This is a genomic window from Actinoallomurus sp. CA-142502 (assembly GCF_050936355.1).
Classification (GTDB): domain Bacteria; phylum Actinomycetota; class Actinomycetes; order Streptosporangiales; family Streptosporangiaceae; genus Actinoallomurus; species Actinoallomurus iriomotensis.
Map to the genome: position 1 here is coordinate 5,150,748 of NZ_JBNJMY010000001.1, position 23,759 is coordinate 5,174,506.

Consider the following 23,759-nt stretch of genomic DNA (forward strand, 5'->3'; position numbering starts at 1 on the left):
CGAGGCCACGGCGGGTGGCACCCGGACGTCCTTCCGGCGGTCCGACGTCCGGGGAGCGAGGGAGCGGATGACCGAACGCGTGGTGGCCGGCCGCTATCGCCTGATGGGCGTTCTCGGCCGTGGCGGCATGGGCGTCGTGTGGCGGGCGCGGGACGAGACACTGCACCGCGACGTCGCGGTCAAGGAGGTCCTGCTTCCCGGCGACCTGCCCGAGGCCGAGCGCGCCGGCCTGCACCGCCGGGCGGTCCGGGAGGCGCGCGCGGCGGCGCTGCTCGACCACCCCGGCGTCGTGACCGTGCACGACGTGATCATCGAGGACGACCGCCCGTGGATCGTCATGGAGCCGGTCGCCGGTCGCTCGCTCGCCCACGCGGCCCCGCTGCCGCCGCCGGCGGTCGCCGCGATCGGGCTGCGGGTGCTGGAGGCGCTCCGCGCCGCGCACGCGCGCGGCATCCTGCACCGCGACGTGAAGCCGACCAACATCCTGCTCGCCGACGACGGCCGGGTGATCCTCACCGATTTCGGCATCGCGAGCCTGGAGGGCGACCCGGCGCTCACGCGCACCGGCGACTTCGTCGGCTCACCCGGGTTCGTCGCGCCCGAACGCCTGCGCGAGCGGCCGGTCGGCCCCGCGTCGGACCTGTGGTCCCTGGGTGCGACGCTGTACGCGGCCGTGGAGGGCCGCGCGCCGTTCGAGCGGCCCACGCCGGTGGCGGCCCTCGGCGCGGTCCTCACCGACGACCCGCCCCCGCCCGTACGCGCGGGCCCGCTCGCGCCGGTCATCGCGCGTCTGCTGGACAAGGACCCGGACACCCGGATCTCCGCCGGCGAGGCGGCCCGCGCGCTGGGGCCGGTGGCCTCGGGCCTCCCGTCCGGACTGGCCGAACCGCCGCACGCGGCGCCGGCTCGTCCGCGGCGGGCCGCGGTGCCGCTGGCCGCGGCGGCCGCCGTCCTGCTCGTCGCGGTGCTCGCGACCGTCGCCTTCCGGGGACGGGGAACGGACCGTCCGCACGTCCGTCCCTCCACCACGCGGTCCACGGCGCCCGGCGCCGCCCCGGCGAGCCCGGCCACCGCCGGCCGCTACGTCCGGCCGTTCGACTTCTGCGCCCTGTTCACCCCGGCCCAGGTCGCCCGGCTGGTCCCGCACGCGTCGAAGACGCCCGACGCCCACTCGTGCGCCTGGACCGCGGCGGCACGGCACCAGGCCGTCTCCGTGTCGGCGGAGTCCGTCTACGACCCCAGAACCGCGACGGCGGCCGAGGACCCGTGGACCACCACGCCCGACGCGGCCCGTGCCTCCTACGACCGGCAGTACGCCGCCGACCGCGAGGCGCGGTCCGGCATCGCCTGGAGCTGGGACGAGATCGGCGTACGGCGCACCGGCGCGCGGCGGAGCGCGGCGCGTCGCGTCACGGGAGTCGGAGAGGCCGCCTACCTGACCGAGACCTCGAAGAACGGGACGGTGGAGCGGGCCGACGTGACGTTCCGGGACAGCAACCTGTTCGTCTCGGTCTGGTTCGTCGCCGCGGACGGTTCCGGCGACGCCACCCGGATCCGCGGAGACGCCCTGGACGCCGCCCGATGGGTCTCCCAGGCTCTGCGGCGGATGCCGTGACGCGCGTACTGGCCGGGCGCTACCGGCTGTCGGAGCAGCTGGGCCGTGGCGGCATGGGCGCCGTCTGGCGCGCCGACGACGGCGTGCTGGGGCGCACGGTCGCGGTCAAGGAGCTCTCACTGCCCCGGGGGATCACCGCCGAACGCCGCGCCGTCCTGTGCGAACGCGCGATCCGCGAGGCGCGGGTGTCGTCCCGGCTGAGACACGGTTCGATCATCCGGGTGCACGACGTGATCGCCGAGGACGACCGGCCCTGGATCGTGATGGAGCTGCTGGCCGGCCGTGCCCTCGACGATGCCGGGCCGCTGCCCCCGCGTCGGGTGGCCGAGATCGGGCTGGCCGTGCTGGACGCCCTCGGCGTGGCCCACGCGGAGGGCGTGCTCCATCGCGACGTCAAGCCGGGCAACGTCTTCCTGTGCGACGACGGCCGGGTGGTCCTCACCGACTTCGGCATCGCCACGCTCGCCGGCGACGTGTCGCTGACCGCCTCCGGGGGCCTGGTCGGGTCGCCGGGCTACATGGCGCCCGAACGGCTTCGCGGTGACACCGCCGGGCCGTCCTCGGACCTGTGGTCGCTCGGGGCCACGCTGTACACCGCGGCGGAGGGCCGGTCGCCGTTCACCCGGCGGACCGTGGCCGGCACGCTGAGCGCCGTGCTGACCGAGGAGCCCGTCCCGCCGCACCGGGCCGGGCCGCTGGGCCCCCTCCTCATGGCCCTGCTCGCCAGGGACCCGGCACGCCGGCCGCCGCCGGAGGAGATACGCGCGTTCCTGCGTCGCGTGGCCGGGGGAGAGGCGCCCGCTCTCTGGCCGGGCGCCGACACGGCCGGCCGGGTGATGGCGGTCGTACCGACGGCCCCGGTGCGCCCGGCCCCGTGGCATCGGCGGCGCGGCCCGCTCCTGGCCATCCTCGCGGCGGCGCTGACCTGCGCGGTCGCCGTACCGGCCGGGATCGCGCTCGCCGGCAAGGACGACGCGTCGGACGCCCCGCCGGCGGCCGCCGACCCGCGGCGAGGGCGGTTCGCGACCATGCCCCAGCCCTGCTCGCTGCTCACGTCCACGGAGGCGTCAGGTCTCGGTGCCGGCCGGACGGCCACCGCCGAGACGCAGGGCTGTCACTGGGGCGACGGCCTCGGTGAGGGCTCGCTCGAGCTGTGGGTCCAGCACTTCACCCCACGGGACGCGCTGACGGCGCCGGGCCTGGCCGAGGCGTACTTCGCGGACAAGAGACGGCAATCCCAGGTCTCCGCGCACACCACCGACAAGATCAACAGCAGCCGGTCGGGCGTCACCGACCTCCCGGGCGTCGCCGACGCCGCGTTCGCCTTCGACGCGACCGACGGCATCGACTCCGGACGCTCGTCCACGGTCTGGCTGCGGTCGAGCAACCTCGCCGGCTCCGCCGACGCCGCTCGGCTCCACCGGGTCGCGGTCGCCGCCGCGCGTGCGGTCGCCGCGCACCTCGCCCGCCTCTGATGTCACCGCGCGTGGTCCGGGCCCCGGCCGGGGTGGCCGTGTTCGGCCGTACCCTCCGCGTGCCCGCAGGTCATCGGCTTGCGAGCCGTTCCGGGTGGTCACCGTCCGCGAAGATCAGTCTTGCATGATGATGCATCTCAATGCATACTTTCACCATTGCCTCGAGAGTGGAGACGTGACGTATGGGTGCGCGTGCGGCGGTCGCCGGAGCGAGCGGATACGCGGGCGGCGAGCTGCTGCGCGTCCTGGCCGGCCATCCCGGCTTCGCGATCGGCACACTGACCGCCGGGTCCAGCGCGGGCACGCGCCTCGGGGCGCACCACCCGCACCTGCATCCGCTCGCCGACCGGGTGCTCGAGGAGACGACCGCCGAGACCCTCGCCGGGCACGACGTCGTCTTCCTCGCCCTGCCGCACGGCCAGTCCGGAGCGATCGCCGCCACGCTCGGCGACGACGTGCTCGTGGTCGACTGCGGCGCCGACTTCCGCCTCGATGACGCGGGCGAGTGGGAGCACTTCTACGGCACGCCGCACGCCGGCACCTGGCCCTACGGCCTGCCCGAGCTGCCCGGCGCCCGTGAGCGGCTCCGCTCCACGCGACGCATCGCGGTGCCCGGCTGCTACCCGACCGTGTCGCTGCTCGCGCTCTTCCCGGCGTACGCCGCGGGCGCCGCCGAGCCCGACGCCGTCGTCGTCGCCGCCTCCGGCACCTCCGGCGCGGGCCGCGCGGCCAAGCCGCACCTGCTCGGCAGCGAGGTCATGGGCGCGATGAGCGCGTACGCCGTGGGCGGCGTCCACCGGCACACCCCCGAGATCGCCCAGCAGCTGTCCGCCGTGGCCGGAGCCCCGGTGACGGTGTCCTTCACCCCGACCCTCGCGCCGATGAGCCGCGGCATCCTCGCCACCTGCACGGCCAAGGCCGCGCCGGGCCTGACCGCGGCCGGGCTGCGCGAGGCGTACGACCGTGCCTACGCCGACGAGCCCTTCGTCCGGCTGCTGCCCGAGGGCCAGTGGCCCTCCACCGCCATGACGCTCGGCGCCAACGTCGCCGCGGTGCAGGTCACCCTCGACGAGCGGGCAGGACGCATCGTCGCGGTGGCCGCCATCGACAACCTGACCAAGGGCACCGCCGGCGGTGCCGTCCAGAGCGCGAACCTCGCCCTCGGCCTGCCCGAGGATCTCGGCCTCACCACGATCGGAGTCGCCCCATGAGCGTTACCGCTCCACTCGGCTTCCGCGCCGCCGGCGTCGCCGCCGGCCTCAAGGACGGCGGCCAGCGCGACCTCGCGCTGATCGTCAACGACGGGCCGTCCCGCGCGGCGGCCGGAGTGTTCACCCGCAACCGCGTCAAGGCCGCGCCGGTGCTGTGGTCCGAGCAGGTCCTGCGCGCCGGACGCGTGCACGCGGTCGTGCTCAACTCCGGCGGCGCCAACGCCTGTACCGGCTCCGACGGCTTCCAGGACACCCACCAGACCGCCGAGAAGGCCGCCGACGTCCTCGGCGACTCCGCCGCCGAGATCGCGGTCTGCTCCACCGGCCTGATCGGCGAGCGGCTTCCGATGGACCGGCTGCTGCCGGGCGTGGCCGCCGCGGCCGGGGAGCTGTCCCGCGACGGCGGGCTCGCCGCGGCCGACGCGATCCGCACCACCGACACCGTCGCCAAGATCGCCTTCCGGCGGGCCGCCGGCGGCTACACGGTCGGCGGCATGGCCAAGGGCGCGGGCATGCTCGCCCCGGCGCTCGCCACGATGCTCTGCGTCATCACCACCGACGCCGAGGCCGAGCCCGAGACCCTCGACCGGGTCCTGCGGCACGCCACCGGGCTGACCTTCGACCGGCTCGACACCGACGGCTGCATGTCCACCAACGACACGGTGCTCCTGCTCGCCAGTGGCGCCACCGGTGTCCGCGCCGACGAGGCCGAGCTGACCGCGGCGGTCACCGACGTGTGCGCCGACCTCGCCCGTCAGCTCCTGATCGACGCCGAGGGCGCCACGAAGGCGATCGCCATCGAGGTCGTCGGGGCGGCGAACGACCACGACGCGGTGGTGGCCGGCCGCGCGGTCGCCCGCAGCAACCTGCTCAAGTGCGCCATCCACGGCGAGGACCCCAACTGGGGTCGCGTGCTGTCCGCGGTCGGCACGACCGAGGCGGTCTTCGAGCCCGACCGGCTCAACGTCGCGATCAACGGGGTCTGGGTGTGCCGCAACGGTTCGTTCGGCGACGACCGCTCCAAGGTGGACATGCGACCCCGCGACGTCACGATCACCGTCGACCTCAGCGCCGGCACTCACAGCGCGACGATCCACACCACGGACCTGACCGCCGACTACGTCCACGAGAACTCCGCGTACTCCTCATGACCGCCCTCCCCCCGACCCGCGACGCCGTCGAGGCACTGCGCAAGGCGACGACGCTCATCGAGGCGCTGCCGTGGCTGCAGGAGTTCCACGGCAAGACCGTCGTGATCAAGTACGGCGGCCACGCCATGACCGACGAGGAGCTCCGGCCGGCCTTCGCCCAGGACGTCGCGTTCCTCCGTTACGCCGGGCTGCGCCCGGTCGTCGTGCACGGCGGCGGCCCGCAGATCAACGCCCAGCTCGACCGCCTCGGCATCGAGTCCAGCTTCAAGGCGGGCCTGCGCGTCACCACCCCCGAGACCATGGACGTCGTCCGCATGGTGCTGGTCGGCCAGGTCAGCCGCGACGTCGTCGGCATGCTCAACCGGCACGGCGCCTTCGGCGTCGGCATGTCGGGCGAGGACGCGCGCCTGTTCACCGCCGAGCGCAAGCCCGCGATCGTCGACGGCGAGTCGGTCGACATCGGCCAGGTCGGTGAGATCGTCCAGGTCGACGCCGGCGCCGTGCGCAGCCTGCTCGACGACGGCCGCATCCCCGTCATCTCCAGCATCGCGCGCGGTGACGACGGCGAGGTCTACAACGTCAACGCCGACACCGCGGCCGGCGCGCTGGCCGTGGCGCTGCAGGCGACCAAGCTCATCGTGCTCACCGACGTCGACGGCCTGTACGCCGACTGGCCGCCCTCCGGCGACCCGGGCGACGTGATCGCCCGGCTGACCGCCGCGGAGCTGGAGACGATGCTGCCCGAACTGTCGGCCGGCATGGTGCCCAAGATGGAGGCGTGCCTGCGCGCCGTACGCGGCGGCGTGCCCCAGGCCCACGTCCTCGACGGCCGCATCGAGCACTCGCTGCTACTGGAGATCTTCACCGACGAAGGGATCGGGACGATGGTGGTGCCGGAATGAGTGATCTACGGAGCCGTTTCGAGACGGCGATGATGCCCAACTACGGAGTGCCGCCGCTCGCACTGGCCCGCGGCGAGGGCTGCCGCGTCTGGGACGCCGACGGCAACCCCTACCTCGACCTCATCGCCGGCATCGCCGTCTCCGCGCTCGGGCACGCGCATCCGGCCCTGGTCGAGGCCGTCTCGGCGCAGGCCGGCACGCTCGCGCACACCTCGAACCTCTTCGTCCACGAGCCCGGCGTCCGCCTCGCCGAACGCCTCCTCGGGCTGCTCGGCGGCGACGGACGGGTCTTCTTCACCAACTCCGGCGCCGAGGCCAACGAGGCCGCCTACAAGCTGGTCCGCCGGCACGCCGGCCCCGACCGGACGTACGTCGTCGCCGCCGACGGCGGGTTCCACGGCCGTACGATGGGCGCGCTCGCGCTGACCGGCAAGGCGTCGATCCGAGAGCCGTTCGGGCCGTTCGGGGCGGATGTTCGCTTCGTGACCTACGGCTCCGTCGACGAGCTGCGCGAGGCCGTGACCGGCGAGTGCGCCGCGGTGTTCCTCGAGCCGACCCAGGGCGAGGGCGGCGTCGTACCGGCCCCGCAGGGCTACCTCGCCGCCGCGCGGCAGATCTGCGACGAGACCGGCGCGGCCCTGGTCATCGACGAGATCCAGAGCGGCATCGGCCGTACCGGCGTGTGGTTCCAGCACCAGCGCGAGGGCATCCGCCCCGACGTGATCACCCTCGCGAAGGGTCTGGGCGGCGGCCTGCCGATCGGCGCGTGCGTCGGTTTCGGCGACTACGGCACCGCGTTCGGCAAGGGCGACCACGGCTCGACGTTCGGCGGCAACCCGATCGCCTGCGCCGCGGCCCTCGCCGTCCTCGACACGATCGACAAGGAAGGCCTGCTCGACCACGTCACCGCCGTCGGCGAGCAGCTCGCCGACGGCATCGCGGCGGCCGGCCACCCGCTGCTGGCCCGCGTCCGCGGCGCCGGTCTGTGGCGCGCCCTCGTGCTGTCCGAGCCGAAGTCGGCCGACGTCGAGGCGGCCGCCCGCGACGCCGGCTTCCTCGTCAACGCGGTCAAGCCCGACGTCATCCGCGTCGCACCGCCTTTGATCATCACATCCGGCGAAGTCGCCTCCTTCACCGGGGCGTTGCCGGATATCTTGAGGAAGACATGATCGAGCGAAGCGAGCGAAGCGGCGGGCCCGGCGCCTCCGCCGCGGCTCCCGGGCTCCGCCGCGCACACGGAGCCCGTGGAGCGTTCTCACGGGGTGGGACGCGGGACTCATGACCACGCCCCTGACCAAGACCGCGCGGCAGTCGCGCATCGTCGAGCTGCTGGGCCGCAACGCCGTGCACTCCCAGAGCGAGCTGGCCAAGCTGCTCGCCGACGAGGGAGTCGACGTGACCCAGGCGACGCTCTCCCGCGACCTCGTGGACATCGGCGTGGTCAAGCTGCGGGCCGCGGACGGCTCGCTGATCTACACCGTGCCCGGGGAGGGCGGCGAACGCATCCGCCGGGCCCGGCCGCGCGGCGCCGAGACCTTCACCGGCCGGCTGGCCCGGCTCGCGCAGGAGCTCCTCGTGTCCGCGGAGTCCTCCGCCAACCTCGTGATCGTGCGTACGCCTCCGGGCGCCGCGCAGCTGCTCGCCTCGGCCATCGACCACGCCGACTGGTCGTCCGTGCTCGGCACGGTCGCCGGCGACGACACGGTCCTGGTCATCTCGCGCGATCCGTCCGGCGGCGCCGACCTCGCGTCGTCGCTGCTGGCGCTGACCGAGCGCCGCGCCGAGCCGCCGCGCGACACCGACTCCGGCCACCCGGCTCCGCCGTCGTGGCATCCGGCGGACGACCTGCGGCATGTGCCCGCCGGCGCGCGCCCGGCTCCGGAGAGTGCGGAACGAGGAGCCTAGGGGTACGTCCAGGACCCCGTTCGTTCGTGAGCGCCGTGACCGCGAGGCGTGACCGCCAGGTCCGCCGCACGCGTCCAGCCGTGATATTGCAGTGGGTAACGGAGAACACTCCATGTCGTCGTCGATTCGTGAGAGAAGAACCAGCGTGACGGATGAGCAACACCGCAGGACGCCGACCAGGCTGTGGGGCGGACGGTTCGAGGGCGGGCCGTCGGAGGCCCTCGCCCGGCTGTCGGTGAGCGTGCAGTTCGACTGGCGCCTCGCGCCGTACGATCTGCTCGGGTCGCGAGCCCACGCGCGGGTGCTGCACCGTGCGGGCCTGCTCACCGACGACGAGCTGTCCCGCATGCTGGACGCGCTCGACGACCTGGAGGCGGCCTGCCGCTCCGGTGAGTTCCGGCCCGCCGTGGCCGACGAGGACGTGCACACCGCCCTCGAGCGCGGCCTCCTGGAGCGCCTGGGCACTCTCGGCGGAAAGCTGCGCGCCGGCCGTAGCCGCAACGACCAGGTCGCCACCGACATGCGGCTCTACCTACGCGACCACGTACGCCAGATCGTGTCGCGGCTCGTCGAGCTGGAGACCGCGCTCATCGCGCAGGCCGAGCAGAACATGGGCGTGGCCGCGCCCGGCATGACGCACCTGCAGCACGCGCAGCCGGTGCTGTTCTCCCACCAGCTGCTGGCCCACGTCCAGGGGTTCGCCCGCGACGTCGACCGGCTGCGCGACTGGGACAAGCGCGCCGCCGTCAGCCCGCTCGGATCCGGCGCGCTCGCCGGGTCCTCACTGCCGCTCGACCCCGAGACGGTCGCCGACGAGCTCGGGTTCGACGCGGCCGCGCCCAACTCCATGGACGCGGTCAGCGACCGTGACTTCGCCGTGGAGTTCCTGGCCGCCGCCGCGCTGATCGGCGTGCACCTGTCGCGGCTCGGCGAGGAGGTGGTGCTGTGGGCGTCGCAGGAGTTCCGGTGGATCGAGATGGACGACACCTACGCCACCGGCTCCTCGATCATGCCGCAGAAGAAGAACCCGGACGTCGCGGAGCTCGCGCGCGGCAAGAGCGGCCGTCTCATCGGCCACCTCACCGCCCTGCTCACGACGCTCAAGGGCCTGCCGCTGACCTACAACCGTGACCTGCAGGAGGACAAAGAGGGCGTCTTCGACGCCGTCGAGACCCTGCTCCTGGTCCTGCCGGCCGTGTCCGGGCTCATCGCCACGATGCGCGTCAACACCGCCCGGCTGGAGTCGCTGGCGCCCCAGGGCTTCGCCCTCGCCACCGACCTGGCCGAGCTGCTGGTCCGCAAGGGCGTGCCGTTCCGCGACGCGCACGAGGTCGTCGGTCACCTCGTGGTCTGGTGCCAGGTCAACGACAAGGACTTCGGCGACCTCACCGACGAGGAGCTGGCCAAGGTGTCGCCGCACCTGACCCCCGACGTACGCGACGTGTTCTCGGTGCAGGGGGCCCTCGCCGCCCGCAAGGCGTACGGCGGCACCTCACCCGATCGGGTCGCCCAGCAGCTGACCGCATTGCGGTCGCTCGCCGACTCCCACGCGTCCTGGGCGGCCGGCGGCTCCTGATGGCCGACGTGCTGCCGCGTTCGTTCTTCGATCGCCTGGCCGAGGAGGTCGCGCCGGACCTCCTCGGCTGCGTGCTCACCCGCACCACGGCCGAGGGCGTCGTCTCGGTGCGGCTGACCGAGGTCGAGGCGTACGCCGGCCCGCGCGACCCGGCCTCGCACGCCTACCGGGGCCCGACGAAACGCAACGCGGTGATGTTCGGCCCGCCCGGCCACGCGTACGTCTACTTCACCTACGGCATGCACTTCTGCGTCAACCTGGTCTGCCTGGGTGAGGGCACGGCGGCGGCGGTGCTGCTGCGGGCCGGCGAGATCGTCGAAGGTCGTGAGCTGGCCGCGGCCCGCCGGCCCCGCTCGGCCACCCGCGATCTCGCGCGCGGACCGGCGCGGCTGTGCGAGGCCCTGGCCATCGACCGCGAACTGTCCGGCACCGACGTCTGCGACCCGGACAGCCCGCTGCGCGTCTCGTCCGGATCACCCGCGCCGTCCTTCCGCACGGGCCCGCGCACGGGAGTCAGCAGCGCCAAGGACGTGCCGTGGCGGTTCTGGATCGACGGCGACCCGAGCGTGTCCCCGTACCGGCTGCACACGCCACGACGCCGTACGGTGATAGACCAGGGCTGAAAACCACTATTTTTATCCTCGGCCCACCGGCATGCTCGTTGCCGGACGCTCGACGAGACGAGGGAGAACGTGACCGACATTCTGGATGACCTCGCGTGGCGCGGCTTGATCGCGCAGTCCACTGACCTGGACGAACTGCGAGCCATGCTCGCCGCGGGGCCGGTCACGCTCTACTGCGGGTTCGACCCGACCGCGCCGTCGCTGCACCTCGGCAACCTGGTCCAGCTCCTGACGCTGCGGCGTTTCCAGCTCGCCGGGCACCGCACGATCGGCCTGGTCGGCGGCGCGACGGGCCTGATCGGCGATCCGTCGGGCAAGAGCGCCGAGCGGACGCTGAACTCCGAAGACGTCGTGGCGGGCTGGCTCGAGCGGATCCGGGAACAGGTCTCGCGGTTCCTGTCGCTCAGCGACGACGAGGGCCTGATCGTCAGCAACCTCGACTGGACCGGCCCGATGTCGGCCATCGAGTTCCTGCGCGACGTCGGCAAGCACTTCCCGGTGAACCGCATGCTGGCCCGCGACATGGTCCGCAACCGCCTGGAGACCACCGGGCTGAGCTACACCGAGTTCAGCTACATGCTGCTGCAGTCGCTGGACTACCTGGAGCTCTACCGCCGCTACGGCTGCCGGCTCCAGACCGGCGGCAGCGACCAGTGGGGGAACCTCGCCTCCGGCGTCGACCTCATCCGCCGGGCGGAGGGCGGCACGGCCCACGCGCTGACGACGCCGCTGGTGACCCGGGCGGACGGCACGAAGTTCGGCAAGACGGCGGGCGGGGAGACGTACTGGCTGGATCCGTCGCTGACGACGCCGTACGCCTTCTACCAGTTCTGGCTCAACGCCGATGACCGCGACGTCGTACGGTTCCTGAAGTTCTTCAGCTTCCGCGGCCGGGAGGAGATCGAGGAGCTGGAGAAGGCGACCAGCGACCGTCCCGCCGCCCGGCTGGCCCAGCGTGCCCTCGCGGAGGAGCTGACGACCCTCGTCCACGGCGAGGACGAGACGGGCAAGGTGATCGCCGCGTCCCGGGCGCTGTTCGGCCAGGGGGACCTGGGGGAGCTGGACGAACGGACGCTGGAGAGCGCCCTGGCGTCGGTCCCGTCGGCCGAGGTGTCGGCTCCGCTGCCGTCGGTGGTGGACCTGCTGACGGAGACGAAGCTGGTGGGCAGCAAGTCGGAGGCTCGCCGCACGATCGCCCAGGGCGGCGCGTACGTCAACAACGTCAAGGTGACCGACGAGGCGGCCATGCCGTCGCCGTCGGACCTGCTCCACGGCCGCTTCCTGGTCCTGCGCCGCGGGAAGCGCAACGTCGGCGGTGTGACGGTCTCCTAACCGTGTCTCCAGGCCGTGCCCGGCGGCCTGGAGAACCGGGGGAGCGGGCCGGCCCATCTCGGACCGTGGCGGGGAACCGGTGCGCCGGCCGCGCACGGCAAGGACAGCAGGACCGTGAGGGCGAACGGCGCGACGACGTGGGTGGCGATGGGTCGGCCCTGAGACGGGGGTTCGCCGTGTCGGCCGGGACCGTGGGGGCGAGCGGCGTGGCGACGTGGGCGGCGGCGGTCGGCTCGATCCTTTCGGTGGTCGGCCCTGAGACATGGGTTCGTCATGTCGGTCGGGTTGGTCGGTGGATACCTGGCCGTGAGGGCGAGCGGTGTGGCGACGTGGGCGGCGGTCGGCTCGGTCCCTTCGGTGGTCGGCCCTGAGACGCGGGTTCCGCCGTGTTGGCCGGGTCGGTCGGCGGGCATCCGGCCGATACTCGTGTCCTCCTCACCGAGACCGACCCCTGTGCGGCCTGCGTGAGGAGGACGCGGTCACCGCGCCCGCCGAGGCCCTGCACCTCACACCGCTGACGGTCTCGCCACCTGTTTCGATGATCTACAACGTAAAGGCAGCGGCCTTCGTCTCCATGGCAGATCAGCTCGGTCCGCTCCTCGCGGCGTTCGTCGTTGCAGCGCAGGGTCGGCGTCGTGTTGCTCATTACGGCGACCATGTCGCGGTGCGGTGCATATGGTGACCAGTCGGTCGGCTGGAGTCCGATGCCTCGTTCCTGCTCCAGTTGGCCTCCGCGGCGAGCTCACGACCGCTGTCCGGCACGGCGCCGCCCTATTGGGGTTGCGTGGCCGCCTCAACCTGACTCTGTGTGAGCGGGCCGGGACGGCGGCAGGAGTTGTGGTCGGTTCGGCTCCGGTGAAGCTGCCGGCTGGGGTGACCAGACTGGTCGGTGTTTCCAAGGAGACTCACGCTTATGCACCAGCCTCCTCCGTGCCAGGCCGGCCGTGGTGCCCATTCGAACGATTCGATGGCAGCCGCTCGCTCGGCTTGAAGCCGCTCATTGATCTCTCCATGAGGGCTGCTCAGCGGACTGGTGTGACTGCGTCTACCGATGCGCTCAGGGGGTCGAAAGGGGTGATCACGGTCTGGTCACGACCGGCGTCCCTGAGCTGGGGATTAGCGCGAAACCCGTCTCTGAGCGGGGGCGTTGGCGCAAGTTACCGCAATTTGACGGGTTGGAGCCGGGCACGTAACGTTCTTCTTGCCCGCGAGGGAACGGAACGCCGCAAGGCGGCCCGGCCTCAGGGCAAGCAGACTCTTACAGAGCTTCTTGGTCCGGACCACGGTTTGGACGAGGTAGACTGGGGGAGTTGCCCCGACGAACGGGATGCAGGACGCCTGCTAGGTGGCCGGCCCGGGTGGGGTCCCTTCGATGAGTGATCATCCTGGTGGATGTTGTTTGTCTGCTGGGTGGTCGTGTCGCGGGGTCCGTCTTCTGGTGGTGGGTTGATCTTTAAGATCTTCGGATCTCGGGGTTGACAAACTAGCTGAGGGTGGTAAGTTAGAAGGGTTGCCCCGGAGAGAGCCCGGAAGGGTTCACGAAGGTGGTGTCCGTTTCTTGAGAACTCAACAGTGTGCTAAAAGCCAGTGCCTTTTGGTCCTCGACCAGGCTGGTTGGCCCGTCATTCGGTGGGTTGGTCGGTTTGGTTTTGGATTCCTTTGGCAAGAATGATTCTTGCCGGGATTGTTTTTCTCTTCAGGTTTGGCAGTCACCCTTCGGGTGGTTGTCGTTTTGACCTTAACGGAGAGTTTGATCCTGGCTCAGGACGAACGCTGGCGGCGTGCTTAACACATGCAAGTCGAGCGGAAAGGCCCTTCGGGGTACTCGAGCGGCGAACGGGTGAGTAACACGTGAGTAACCTGCCCTTGGCTCTGGGATAAGCCCGGGAAACTGGGTCTAATACCGGATATGACCCTCCACCGCATGGTGTGAGGGTGGAAAGTTTTTCGGCTGAGGATGGACTCGCGGTCTATCAGCTTGTTGGTGGGGTGATGGCCTACCAAGGCGACGACGGATAGCCGGCCTGAGAGGGTGACCGGCCACACTGGGACTGAGACACGGCCCAGACTCCTACGGGAGGCAGCAGTGGGGAATATTGCGCAATGGGCGGAAGCCTGACGCAGCGACGCCGCGTGGGGGATGAAGGCCTTCGGGTTGTAAACCTCTTTCACCACCGACGAAGCTAACGTGACGGTAGGTGGGGAAGAAGCGCCGGCTAACTACGTGCCAGCAGCCGCGGTAATACGTAGGGCGCAAGCGTTGTCCGGAATTATTGGGCGTAAAGAGCTCGTAGGTGGTTTGTCGCGTCTGCCGTGAAAACCCGAGGCTTAACCTCGGGCCTGCGGTGGATACGGGCAGACTAGAGGTAGGTAGGGGAGAATGGAATTCCCGGTGTAGCGGTGAAATGCGCAGATATCGGGAGGAACACCGGTGGCGAAGGCGGTTCTCTGGGCCTTACCTGACGCTGAGGAGCGAAAGCGTGGGGAGCGAACAGGATTAGATACCCTGGTAGTCCACGCCGTAAACGTTGGGCGCTAGGTGTGGGGTCTTTCCACGGACTCCGTGCCGTAGCTAACGCATTAAGCGCCCCGCCTGGGGAGTACGGCCGCAAGGCTAAAACTCAAAGGAATTGACGGGGGCCCGCACAAGCGGCGGAGCATGTTGCTTAATTCGACGCAACGCGAAGAACCTTACCAAGGTTTGACATCACCGGAAAACTCGCAGAGATGCGGGGTCCTTTTGGGCCGGTGACAGGTGGTGCATGGCTGTCGTCAGCTCGTGTCGTGAGATGTTGGGTTAAGTCCCGCAACGAGCGCAACCCTCGTTCCATGTTGCCAGCACGTAATGGTGGGGACTCATGGGAGACTGCCGGGGTCAACTCGGAGGAAGGTGGGGATGACGTCAAGTCATCATGCCCCTTATGTCTTGGGCTGCAAACATGCTACAATGGCCGGTACAAAGGGCTGCGAAACCGTGAGGTGGAGCGAATCCCGGAAAGCCGGTCTCAGTTCGGATTGGGGTCTGCAACTCGACCCCATGAAGTCGGAGTCGCTAGTAATCGCAGATCAGCAACGCTGCGGTGAATACGTTCCCGGGCCTTGTACACACCGCCCGTCACGTCACGAAAGTCGGCAACACCCGAAGCCGGTGGCCCAACCCTTGTGGGGGGAGCCGTCGAAGGTGGGGCCGGCGATTGGGACGAAGTCGTAACAAGGTAGCCGTACCGGAAGGTGCGGCTGGATCACCTCCTTTCTAAGGAGCATCACTGGCCGCACGCACCAGGCGATCGAGTCTGGGGGTGTTGGTCCATGACTCATGCCACGGGCGAATGTCTCGTGGGTGGGTTTGCTCATAGGTGGAGCACTGGCTATTCGTGTCGGTTGTCATGCCGGTCTGGTTAGTACCGCCCAGGTTTCCTGGGAGTGGGAACGCGAGATGTCGGGGTGGTGGCTGGTGCGAGCACACTGTTGGGTCCTGAGGGAACGGGCACGGGAGCTCTTGGAGCTTTTCGGGTTCGTCTCTTCGGGCCGTCTCGGATCTTGTCTGCCATGGTTGGTGGGTGGGGTTTGGGCGGGCGGGCCGGCTGAGCCTCTCATACCGCATCAGGTTTCTGGTGGTCGTGGTGGTGGTTGTTGGTTGGTGTCCCGTTCGTGTTTTGAGAACTGCATAGTGAACGCGAGCATCTTTTTTCTTGTGTTGTGTTCAAGTTTTTAAGAGCACACGGTGGATGCCTTGGCATCAGGAGCCGATGAAGGACGTGGGAGCCTGCGATATGCCCCGGGGAGTTGGCAACCGAGCGTTGATCCGGGGGTTTCCGAATGGGGAAACCTAGCACCCGTCATGGGGTGTTGCCGCCATCTGAATGTATAGGGTGGTTGGTGGTAACGCGGGGAAGTGAAACATCTCAGTACCCGTAGGAAGAGAAAACAACATGTGATTCCCTGAGTAGTGGTGAGCGAAAGGGGATCAGGCTAAACCATGCGCGTGTGATAGCCGGCGGGCGTTGCGTGTGTGGGGTTGTGGGAGCATTCTTGTCTGGTCCGCTGACTGGGCGTGGAGTAAGAAAACAATGAGGTAGTCGAACGATCTGGAATGGTCGACCGTAGTCGGTGATAGTCCGGTAGGTGAAACCTTGTTGTCTCCATTGGGTGTTTCCCGAGTAGCACGGGGCTCGTGAAATCTCGTGTGAATCTGCCAGGACCACCTGGTAAGCCTAAATACTTCCTGGTGACCGATAGCGGACTAGTACCGTGAGGGAAAGGTGAAAAGTGCCCCGGTGAGGGGTCGTGAAAGAGTACCTGAAACCGTGTGCTTACAAGCCGTCAGAGCCTTGCATTCCTTGTGGGTGTTGGGGTGATGGCGTGCCTTTTGAAGAATGAGCCTGCGAGTTATGGTGTGTGGCGAGGTTAACCCGTGTGGGGGAGCCGTAGCGAAAGCGAGTCTGAATAGGGCGTTTGAGTCGCATGCTGTAGACCCGAAGCGGAGTGATCTACCCATGGGCAGGTTGAAGCGCGGGTAAGACCGTGTGGAGGACCGAACCCACCAGGGTTGAAAACCTGGGGGATGACCTGTGGGTAGGGGTGAAAGGCCAATCAAACTCCGTGATAGCTGGTTCTCCCCGAAATGCATTTAGGTGCAGCGTCACGTGTTTCTTGCCGGAGGTAGAGCTACTGGATGGCCTAGGGGGCCGACAAGCTTACTGAAGTCAGCCAAACTCCGAATGCCGGTAAGTGAGAGCGTGGCAGTGAGACTGCGGGCGATAAGGTTCGTAGTCGAGAGGGAAACAGCCCAGATCATCGGCTAAGGCCCCTAAGCGTGTGCTAAGTGGTAAAGGATGTGGAGTTGCCGTGACAACCAGGAGGTTGGCTTAGAAGCAGCCACCCTTGAAAGAGTGCGTAATAGCTCACTGGTCAAGTGATTCCGCGCCGACAATGTAGCGGGGCTCAAGCACACCGCCGAAGCCGTGGCATCCCAGCAATACTCAGGTGAGACTCCTTGTGGGTCGCATCCAGGGGTTGGGGTGGGTAGGGGAGCGTCGTGTGGGCGGTGAAGCGGCGGCGTGAGCCAGTCGTGGAGGCCACACGAGTGAGAATGCAGGCATGAGTAGCGAATGAGGGGTGAGAAACCCCTCCGCCGGATGACCAAGGGTTCCTGGGGCAGGCTAATCCGCCCAGGGTAAGTCGGGACCTAAGGCGAGGCCGAGAGGCGTAGTCGATGGACAACGGGTTGATATTCCCGTACCCGCTGACACGCGCCCATGCTGAACCCACTGATACTAACCACGCGGACTCCGTTTGGTTCCTTCGGGGACCTTGCCGGGGCGAGTGCGGGACCTGAGGTGGTAGTAGGCAAGTGATGGGGTGACGCAGGAGGGTAGCTCAGCCCAGGCGATGGTTGTCCTGGGGTAAGCATGTAGCCCGCACCATAGGTAAATCCGTGGTGCATGAGGGTGAGATGTGATGCCGAGCCGATTTAGGTGAAGTGAGTGATCCCATGCTGTCGAGAAAAGCCTCTAGCGATGTGTGTCGGCGGCCCGTACCCTAAACCGACTCAGGTGGTCAGGTAGAGAATACCAAGGCGATCGGGTGAACTGTGGTTAAGGAACTCGGCAAATTGCCCCCGTAACTTTGGGAGAAGGGGGGCCCCTGCTGGTGACCGACCTAGCGTTGTGAGCTGGTGGGGGTCGCAGATACCAGGGGGAAGCGACTGTTTACTAAAAACACAGGTCCGTGCGAAGTCGTAAGACGCTGTATACGGACTGACGCCTGCCCGGTGCCGGAACGTTAAGAGGACTGGTCAGCCCTTCGGGGTGAAGCTGAGAATCTAAGCGCCGGTAAACGGCGGTGGTAACTATAACCATCCTAAGGTAGCGAAATTCCTTGTCGGGTAAGTTCCGACCTGCACGAATGGCGTAACGACTTCCCCACTGTCTCAACCACAGGCCCGGTGAAATTGCACTACGAGTAAAGATGCTCGTTACGCGCAGCAGGACGGAAAGACCCCGGGACCTTCACTATAGCTTGGCATTGGCGTTTGGAGCGTCTTGTGTAGGATAGGTGGGAGACTGTGAAGCGGTGACGCCAGTTACCGTGGAGTCGTTGGTGAAATACCACTCTGGTCGTTTTGAGCGTCTAACCCGCACCCGTGGATCCGGGTGGGGGACAGTGCCTGGTGGGTAGTTTAACTGGGGCGGTTGCCTCCCAAAGAGTAACGGAGGCGCCCAAAGGTTCCCTCAGCCTGGTTGGCAATCAGGTGTTGAGTGCAAGGGCACAAGGGAGCTTGACTGTGAGACAGACATGTCGAGCAGGTGCGAAAGCAGGGCCTAGTGATCCGGCACCACCGTGTGGATGGGGTGTCGCTCAACGGCTAAAAGGTACCCCGGGGATAACAGGCTGATCTTGCCCAAGAGTCCATATCGACGGCAAGGTTTGGCACCTCGATGTCGGCTCGTCGCATCCTGGGGCTGGAGTAGGTCCCAAGGGTTGGGCTGTTCGCCCATTAAAGCGGCACGCGAGCTGGGTTTAGAACGTCGCGAGACAGTTCGGTCCCTATCCGCTGTGCGCGTAGGAGACTTGTGAGGGTCTGTCCCTAGTACGAGAGGACCGGGACGGACGAACCTCTGGTGTGCCAGTTGTACCGCCAGGTGCATGGCTGGTTGGCTACGTTCGGTCGGGATAACCGCTGAAAGCATCTAAGCGGGAAGCCTTCCTCGAGATGAGGTCTCCCAACCTTCATGGTTGTAAGGCCCCCAGCTAGACGACTGGGTTGATAGGCCGGAGATGGAAGCACCGCAAGGTGTGGAGTCGACCGGTACTAATAGGCCGAGTGACTTGAACACACTCACGTTTTGTTGCTCGCGTTCACTGTGCGGTTCCCGGAACACGACCGGGAACCATTGTTCCACTGGTTATGTTCTGTTAAGCGTTTCGGTGGTCATAGCGGTGGGGAAACACCCGGTCCCATTCCGAACCCGGAAGTTAAGCCCTCCAGCGCCGATGGTACTGCACCGGGGACGGTGTGGGAGAGTAGGACACCGCCGGACATCAACCATACAAAAGGGGCCGCCTGATCAGGCGGCCCCTTTTGCGTTGTCACGGCACAATGGAGACCCACGGGTGTTCCAGCTGAACGGTCTGGTGTGATGAGCGCGGAAAGCGACAGGCGGGACGGCGACGACGACGATCGGCGCCAACGTCAGAACAAGGACCGCCGACCCGGCGGCGCGGGTGGAGCCCGTGGCCGGCAGAGCGGCGGACGCGACTCGGCCGGCGGCCGTCAGGCCCGCGGGCCTCGACGCGACGGCTCCGCAGGCCGTACCGGGTCCGGAGGCACGGGCGGAAACGCGAAGGGCCGCGATTTCTCCAAGCCCCGCGACAAGGGACGCGACGACGGGCGCCCCACATCACGTCGGCCCCGGCCGTTCCGCAATGACTCCGAGACCTCCTATCGTGATCGTCCCTGGCAGCGCGACGAGGCGGGCTCCGGCTCGTACGGCAAACGCGACGATTCCCGCCGTACGCCACGCCCTGGCGGCGGCCGCGGTTCCGAGGGCAGGGACCAGGAGCGCCGCGACGGCGGTTTCCAGCGCCGTGACAGGACGAGCGGCGGCAGGCCCCGGCCCGAGGGCGCGCCCAACGATCGGCGTGGAGAGTCGTCCGGACGGCGCCAGGGGGCCCGTACGGGCGCCGGCGCGCCCGGGCGTGACACCACCGGTCGGCCGGGTGGCGGCCGTCGTGAGGGTGGCCGGCCCGGCGACCGCGGACGGCGCCCGGCCGACCGCCGCGGGGCCGCAGGCGGAAGCCGGAAGCCCTTCGAACGCCGTCCGGAGGACGAGACCCGGCCCAGGAGGGACCCGGGCCCGCCCGTACCCGACGACGTGACGGGTGACGAGCTGGACCGCGCGGCAAAGGCCGAGCTGAGGACGCTTCCCAAGGACCTGGCGAAGGCCGTTGCCCGGCACCTGGTGATGGCCGGTCGCCTGCTGGACGAGGACGCCGAGCAGGCGTACCAGCACACTCTGGCGGCCCGGCGGAAGGCCGCGCGCGTCGGTGTCGTACGGGAGGCGTGCGGGCTCGCCGCGTACCACGCGGGCCTGTGGTCCGTCGCGCTCTCCGAGCTCCGCACCGCGCGGCGGCTGACCGGGCAGGAGGCGTACCTGTCGGTGATGGCCGACGCCGAGCGTGGCCTCGGCCGGCCCGAACGCGCCCTCGACCTCGCGAGGTCGGACGAGGCGAAGCGGCTGCCACCCGCCGAGGCGATCGAGATGCGGATCGTCGAGTCCGGCGCCCGGCGCGACCTGGGCCAGCACGACGCCGCGGTACTCGCGCTGCAGATCCCCGAGCTCAAGGACGAGCGCCTCCGCCCCTGGTCGGCACGGCTCTCCTACGCGTACGCGGACGCCCTGGCCGACGCCGGACGTGAGGAGGAGGCGGCCGACTGGTTCGCGCGAGCGGCCGCCGCCGACCGCGACGGTGAGACGGACGCGGCGGAGCGCTACGCGGAGATCGAGGGCCTGGAGATCATCGACGACGACTCGGAGGACGGCTGACGCCTCCGTGCGCCAGAGGGCTCCGTACCGGTGGTCAGCCCCGGACGGAGTCCTTCTCCAAGGCGTGCATGATCCCGGCGACGTTGTTGCGGGTCGCGGAGATCACCTCGACCTTCTGGGCCACGGCGGGGTCGGCGTCCGGCGCGAGGGCCTTGTAGCGCTCGTCGGTGCGCTCACGGACCATGGCCACCGCGTGGTCGAGGTCGAGGCGCTGGTCGTACGCCTCGGTCACCATCTCGACCCAGAGACGCAGCTCTTCGGCCGAGCGCTGGAGAGTCTCGTCCGCGAGCTCCACCGGCCCATAGTGGCTGAACAGAAGACGCGTCGGCTGGAGCGCGCGGAACCGGTCGAGCGACGCCAGAGCGCTGTCGAGGTCGAAGTCCGGAGGTGGCGTGGCCGGGCGCAGGTCCGCGGTCTCCGGGATGTAGACGCCCGCCGCGTCGCCGACGTACAGGTCGCCGGTGAGGGAGTCGAGCAGCCCCACATGGTGCTTGGCGTGTCCGGGGGAGTAGTGGCTCTCGAGGCGACGGCCGCCACCGAGGTCGACGATCCCGGTGTCGTCGACCGCGCGGATCCGTACGGCGTCGGTGGGCTTCAGATCGCCGAAGAGAGAGTCGAGCGCCTTGCCCCAGACCGTGCGCGCGCTGGCCATCAGCCGGCTCGGGTCGGCGAGGTGCCGGGCGCCCTTCTCGTGCACGACGATCTCCGCGTTCGGGAACATCTCGGCCACGTCCCCGACCCCGCCCGCGTGATCGAGATGGATGTGGGTGACGACGACGGTCGCCAGATCGCCGGGGCCGATCCCGGCCGCCGACAACGCGTCACGCACGACTTCGGCCGAGTTCCCGGCTCCGGTCTCGACGAGACACGGCCGCTCCGAACGAATGAGATAACCGGCTGTTATGCCCGAATATCCGGCCATTTGCGTGTCGATTTCGAAGACGTCATTGCCCAGGTCGGTGAGGTTCTCCATATCCGTCTCCGATGGTTGTCCACAGATGTGCGGGGGGCCTTATGCGGTCGGGTGTGAGCCTCCATCGTAGATACAGGGCCGTGGTCGGGGAGACGGCGGCCGATCATGAGAGGAGCCGACGGTGGAGCACGTCAACGAGATCGTCTTGGTGGGAAGGCTTTCCGGAGAGCCGGAGTGGCGGACGTTATCGGGCGATGACCAAGTGGCCGTCTGGCGCCTCATCGTCGAGCACCACGACGCCAGGTCGCCGCAGGACGCCATCGACACGATCCGCTGCGTTACCTACGACCCGAACATCCAGGCCACGGTCCGCGCGTGGACCCACGGCGACGTCATCGAGGTACGGGGAGCACTGAGGCACCGCTTCTGGAAGAGCCCGACGGGCCCCCGAGGCCTGTACGAGGTCGAGGCCTCCAGCGCCGCCCTCCGCCTCCGCCCACCCGGAAAGGAGAAAGCCGTGTCGTGAAGGGTGCCGGGCGATGGCGTGGGAGGCGCCAGGCCGGCGACAGGCTGACCCCGCCGAACCCGCGACGGCCGGAGGCAACCGAGCAGGCCGCTACCGCGTGTGGCGGTTCCCATGGCGGTCCTTGCGCGGGTGGTTCCCGGTCGGGTGACCCTCGTGTGGTTGCTGCCGTCTGGGTAACCCTGGTGGGTCGCGCCTGCGTGGACCTCGCGCTGCGGCCGGCTTCCGCGTGGTGGTCCCCATGGCCTTACGCGGTGGTTCCTGGGTGGGCGATCCTCGGGTGGGTAATCGCGGTCTGTTTGATGCCGGTGCGTCGCGCCTGCGTGGAGTCCACGCGGCGGTCAGCCCCTGCGTGGTGGTTCCTGCGGTGGCCTTACGTGGGCGGTTCCCGGGTGGGCGATCCTCGGGTGGGTAATCGCGGTCTGTTTGATGCCGGCGGGTCGCGCCTGCGTGGAGCCCACGCGGCGGTCAGCCCCCGCGTGGTGGTTCCTGCGGTGGCCTTACGTAGGTGGTTCCTGGGTGGGCGGACCTCATGTGGGTTACTGCCGTCTGGTCGATCCTGGTGGGTTGCGCCTTCATGGACATCGCGCCGCGGCTAGCCGCCGTGTGGCGGTCCTCGTGGTGGCCCTTACGCGGGTGGTTCCTGGCTGGGGGTCACGTCCAGCGGAGTGGTGTAAGACAGCCTCCGCGTGATCCTGTTTCTGCAGGTTAAGCGGTGATCGCTTGCGGAGCCGTTTCCTCGTCCGGCGTTTCGCCGGGCAGCAGGCGCAGGCGGGCTTTGGCGAGGAAGTCCAGGCCCATGTAGCGGCGGGCTTCGGTCCATTCGTCGGTCTGTTCCATCAGCACCGCGCCGACCAGCCGGATGATCGCTGCCCGGTCGGGGAAGATCCCGACCACGTCGGTGCGCCGGCGGATCTCCTTGTTCAGCCGTTCCTGGGGGTTGTTGGACCAGATCTGCCGCCAGATCTCGCGCGGGAAGCCGGTGAAGGCCAGCAGGTCATCGCGGGCCTCGTCGAGGTGGGCGGCGGCGTCGGGGTATTTGGCCTCCAGACTGGCCACCACACGGCCATGCTGGGCGGCGACTTCTTCGGCAGCGGGCTGGTCGAAGATGGTCCGCACCAGTGTCGCGACCCACGGCTGCGCCGACTTGGGCACCTTGGTCAGCAGATTGCGCAGGTAGTGGGTGCGGCACCGCTGCCACGCAGCACCCGGCAGGGTCGCGGCGATCGCCTCGATGAGGCCGCGGTGGGCATCAGAGATGACGAGTTGGACCCCGCTCAGGCCGCGGGCGACCAGGCCGCGCAAGAACGCCAGCCAGCCGGCACCGTCTTCGGCGGAGGTGACCTCGACTCCGAGGATCTCCCGGTGCCCGTCGGCGTTCACCGCCGTGGCCACGAGCACGTGGACGTTGACGGTGCGGCCGCCCTCGCGGACCTTCTGGGTCAGGGCGTCCATCCAGACGAAGGAGTACGGGCCGGCGTCCAAGGCCCTGCTGCGGAAGGCCTCGACCTGGTCGTCCAGGACCTTCGACATTTGACTCACCTGGCTCTTGGAGATGCCCTTGATGCCGAGCTGGTCCACCAGCTTGTCCACCCGCCGGGTCGAGACCCCCAGCAGGTAAGAGGTGGCGACCACCGAGACCAGGGCCTGCTCGGCACGACGGCGGCGTTCCAGCAGCCACTCGGGAAAGTAGGAACCCGAACGTAGCTTCGGGATCGCCAGCTCCACGGTGCCGGCGCGGGTGTCCCAGTCCCGCTCCCGGTAGCCGTTGCGGCGGTTGACGCGCTCGCCGGACCGTTGCCCGTACTCCGCCCCGCAGACGGCGTCGGCTTCGGCGCTCATCAGCGCCTCGGCCATGGTCTTGACCATGGTTCGGAGCAGATCTGGTTCACACGCCCCGATCTGCTCGGCGAACCAGCCGGCGGGGTCCACACTATCGTTGACGGCCATCGCGTCGTGTCCTTTCGATCTTGAACTGAGCTGT

Annotated in this window: 13 protein-coding genes, 3 rRNA genes and 1 pseudogene; 15 read left to right on the forward strand and 2 right to left on the reverse strand. The window is 68.9% G+C overall.

Translation table 11 applies throughout. From position 1 onward, the window contains the following. The first annotated feature begins 67 nt into the window (after positions 1–67). The 14 genes and pseudogenes from ACQEV1_RS24545 (at position 68) to ACQEV1_RS24610 (ending at position 20,339) form a co-directional block, all read left to right on the forward strand. Positions 68–1,615: a serine/threonine-protein kinase gene (locus tag ACQEV1_RS24545; protein WP_433396371.1), complete on the forward strand. Its 1,548-nt coding sequence runs from the start codon at positions 68–70 to the stop codon at positions 1,613–1,615. Continuing rightward, positions 1,612–3,090, forward strand: coding sequence for a serine/threonine-protein kinase (locus tag ACQEV1_RS24550; RefSeq protein WP_433396373.1), 1,479 nt, complete (start codon positions 1,612–1,614; stop codon positions 3,088–3,090). Before ACQEV1_RS24545 ends, ACQEV1_RS24550 begins: the two co-directional genes overlap by 4 nt. Before the next feature lie 182 nt (positions 3,091–3,272). After that, positions 3,273–4,301 carry an N-acetyl-gamma-glutamyl-phosphate reductase gene (gene argC / locus ACQEV1_RS24555; protein ID WP_285618930.1) on the forward strand — a complete coding sequence of 343 codons (1,029 nt, stop codon included), beginning with the start codon at positions 3,273–3,275 and terminating at the stop codon, positions 4,299–4,301. Next, positions 4,298–5,452 (forward strand): bifunctional glutamate N-acetyltransferase/amino-acid acetyltransferase ArgJ, encoded by a 1,155-nt coding sequence (argJ, locus tag ACQEV1_RS24560; RefSeq protein WP_285581465.1) that lies wholly within the window; start codon positions 4,298–4,300, stop codon positions 5,450–5,452. Before argC ends, argJ begins: the two co-directional genes overlap by 4 nt. Next, positions 5,449–6,354 carry an acetylglutamate kinase gene (argB, locus tag ACQEV1_RS24565; protein ID WP_285618927.1) on the forward strand — a complete coding sequence of 302 codons (906 nt, stop codon included), beginning with the start codon at positions 5,449–5,451 and terminating at the stop codon, positions 6,352–6,354. Before argJ ends, argB begins: the two co-directional genes overlap by 4 nt. Continuing rightward, positions 6,351–7,523 carry an acetylornithine transaminase gene (locus tag ACQEV1_RS24570; protein ID WP_433396376.1) on the forward strand — a complete coding sequence of 391 codons (1,173 nt, stop codon included), beginning with the start codon at positions 6,351–6,353 and terminating at the stop codon, positions 7,521–7,523. Before argB ends, ACQEV1_RS24570 begins: the two co-directional genes overlap by 4 nt. A gap of 109 nt (positions 7,524–7,632) precedes the next feature. After that, positions 7,633–8,133 (forward strand): annotated as a pseudogene (locus ACQEV1_RS24575) (arginine repressor); the annotation flags it as partial. A gap of 271 nt (positions 8,134–8,404) precedes the next feature. Next, on the forward strand, positions 8,405–9,835 hold the full coding sequence (gene argH, locus ACQEV1_RS24580) for an argininosuccinate lyase (protein ID WP_285618923.1): 1,431 nt from the start codon (positions 8,405–8,407) through the stop codon (positions 9,833–9,835). After that, a complete protein-coding gene (locus ACQEV1_RS24585; RefSeq protein WP_285618922.1) occupies positions 9,835–10,458 on the forward strand; it encodes a DNA-3-methyladenine glycosylase in 624 nt (207 codons plus the stop codon). Before argH ends, ACQEV1_RS24585 begins: the two co-directional genes overlap by 1 nt. A gap of 69 nt (positions 10,459–10,527) precedes the next feature. Continuing rightward, a complete protein-coding gene (tyrS, locus tag ACQEV1_RS24590; RefSeq protein WP_433396379.1) occupies positions 10,528–11,790 on the forward strand; it encodes a tyrosine--tRNA ligase in 1,263 nt (420 codons plus the stop codon). Between the two features lie 1,738 nt (positions 11,791–13,528). Beyond that, positions 13,529–15,043 (forward strand): 16S ribosomal RNA (locus tag ACQEV1_RS24595). A gap of 448 nt (positions 15,044–15,491) precedes the next feature. Further along, positions 15,492–18,629: ribosomal RNA gene (locus tag ACQEV1_RS24600) — 23S ribosomal RNA — on the forward strand. 87 nt (positions 18,630–18,716) lie between these two features. Next, positions 18,717–18,833, forward strand: a 5S ribosomal RNA gene (gene rrf, locus ACQEV1_RS24605). Together the 16S, 23S and 5S rRNA genes form the textbook arrangement of a ribosomal RNA operon. 834 nt (positions 18,834–19,667) lie before the next feature. Then, a complete protein-coding gene (locus tag ACQEV1_RS24610) occupies positions 19,668–20,339 on the forward strand; it encodes a hypothetical protein (RefSeq protein ID WP_433396381.1) in 672 nt (223 codons plus the stop codon). Positions 20,340–20,373: 34 nt separating this feature from the next. On the opposite strand, the gene ACQEV1_RS24615 is transcribed toward ACQEV1_RS24610, so the two are convergent. Continuing rightward, a complete protein-coding gene (locus tag ACQEV1_RS24615; protein ID WP_433396383.1) occupies positions 20,374–21,312 on the reverse strand; it encodes an MBL fold metallo-hydrolase in 939 nt (312 codons plus the stop codon). A 121-nt stretch (positions 21,313–21,433) separates the two neighbouring features. Here ACQEV1_RS24615 and ACQEV1_RS24620 point away from each other — a divergent pair, with 121 nt between their 5' ends. Then, positions 21,434–21,778, forward strand: coding sequence for a single-stranded DNA-binding protein (locus tag ACQEV1_RS24620; protein WP_285636550.1), 345 nt, complete (start codon positions 21,434–21,436; stop codon positions 21,776–21,778). Positions 21,779–22,483: 705 nt separating this feature from the next. On the opposite strand, the gene ACQEV1_RS24625 is transcribed toward ACQEV1_RS24620, so the two are convergent. Beyond that, entirely contained in the window at positions 22,484–23,725 is a 1,242-nt protein-coding gene (locus ACQEV1_RS24625; protein ID WP_433396385.1) for an IS256 family transposase, read from the reverse strand. Positions 23,726–23,759: the final 34 nt, after the last annotated feature.

Bases quoted from the DNA above. Each gene is read 5' to 3' on its own strand.
- argC (WP_285618930.1), top strand. From the start codon at position 3,273: ATGGGTGCGCGTGCGGCGGTCGCCGGAGCGAGCGGATACGCGGGCGGC.
- ACQEV1_RS24625 (WP_433396385.1), bottom strand. From the start codon at position 23,725: ATGGCCGTCAACGATAGTGTGGACCCCGCCGGCTGGTTCGCCGAGCAG.
- argB (WP_285618927.1), top strand. From the start codon at position 5,449: ATGACCGCCCTCCCCCCGACCCGCGACGCCGTCGAGGCACTGCGCAAG.
- argJ (WP_285581465.1), top strand. From the start codon at position 4,298: ATGAGCGTTACCGCTCCACTCGGCTTCCGCGCCGCCGGCGTCGCCGCC.
- ACQEV1_RS24545 (WP_433396371.1), top strand. From the start codon at position 68: ATGACCGAACGCGTGGTGGCCGGCCGCTATCGCCTGATGGGCGTTCTC.
- ACQEV1_RS24585 (WP_285618922.1), top strand. From the start codon at position 9,835: ATGGCCGACGTGCTGCCGCGTTCGTTCTTCGATCGCCTGGCCGAGGAG.
- ACQEV1_RS24615 (WP_433396383.1), bottom strand. From the start codon at position 21,312: ATGGAGAACCTCACCGACCTGGGCAATGACGTCTTCGAAATCGACACG.
- ACQEV1_RS24570 (WP_433396376.1), top strand. From the start codon at position 6,351: ATGAGTGATCTACGGAGCCGTTTCGAGACGGCGATGATGCCCAACTAC.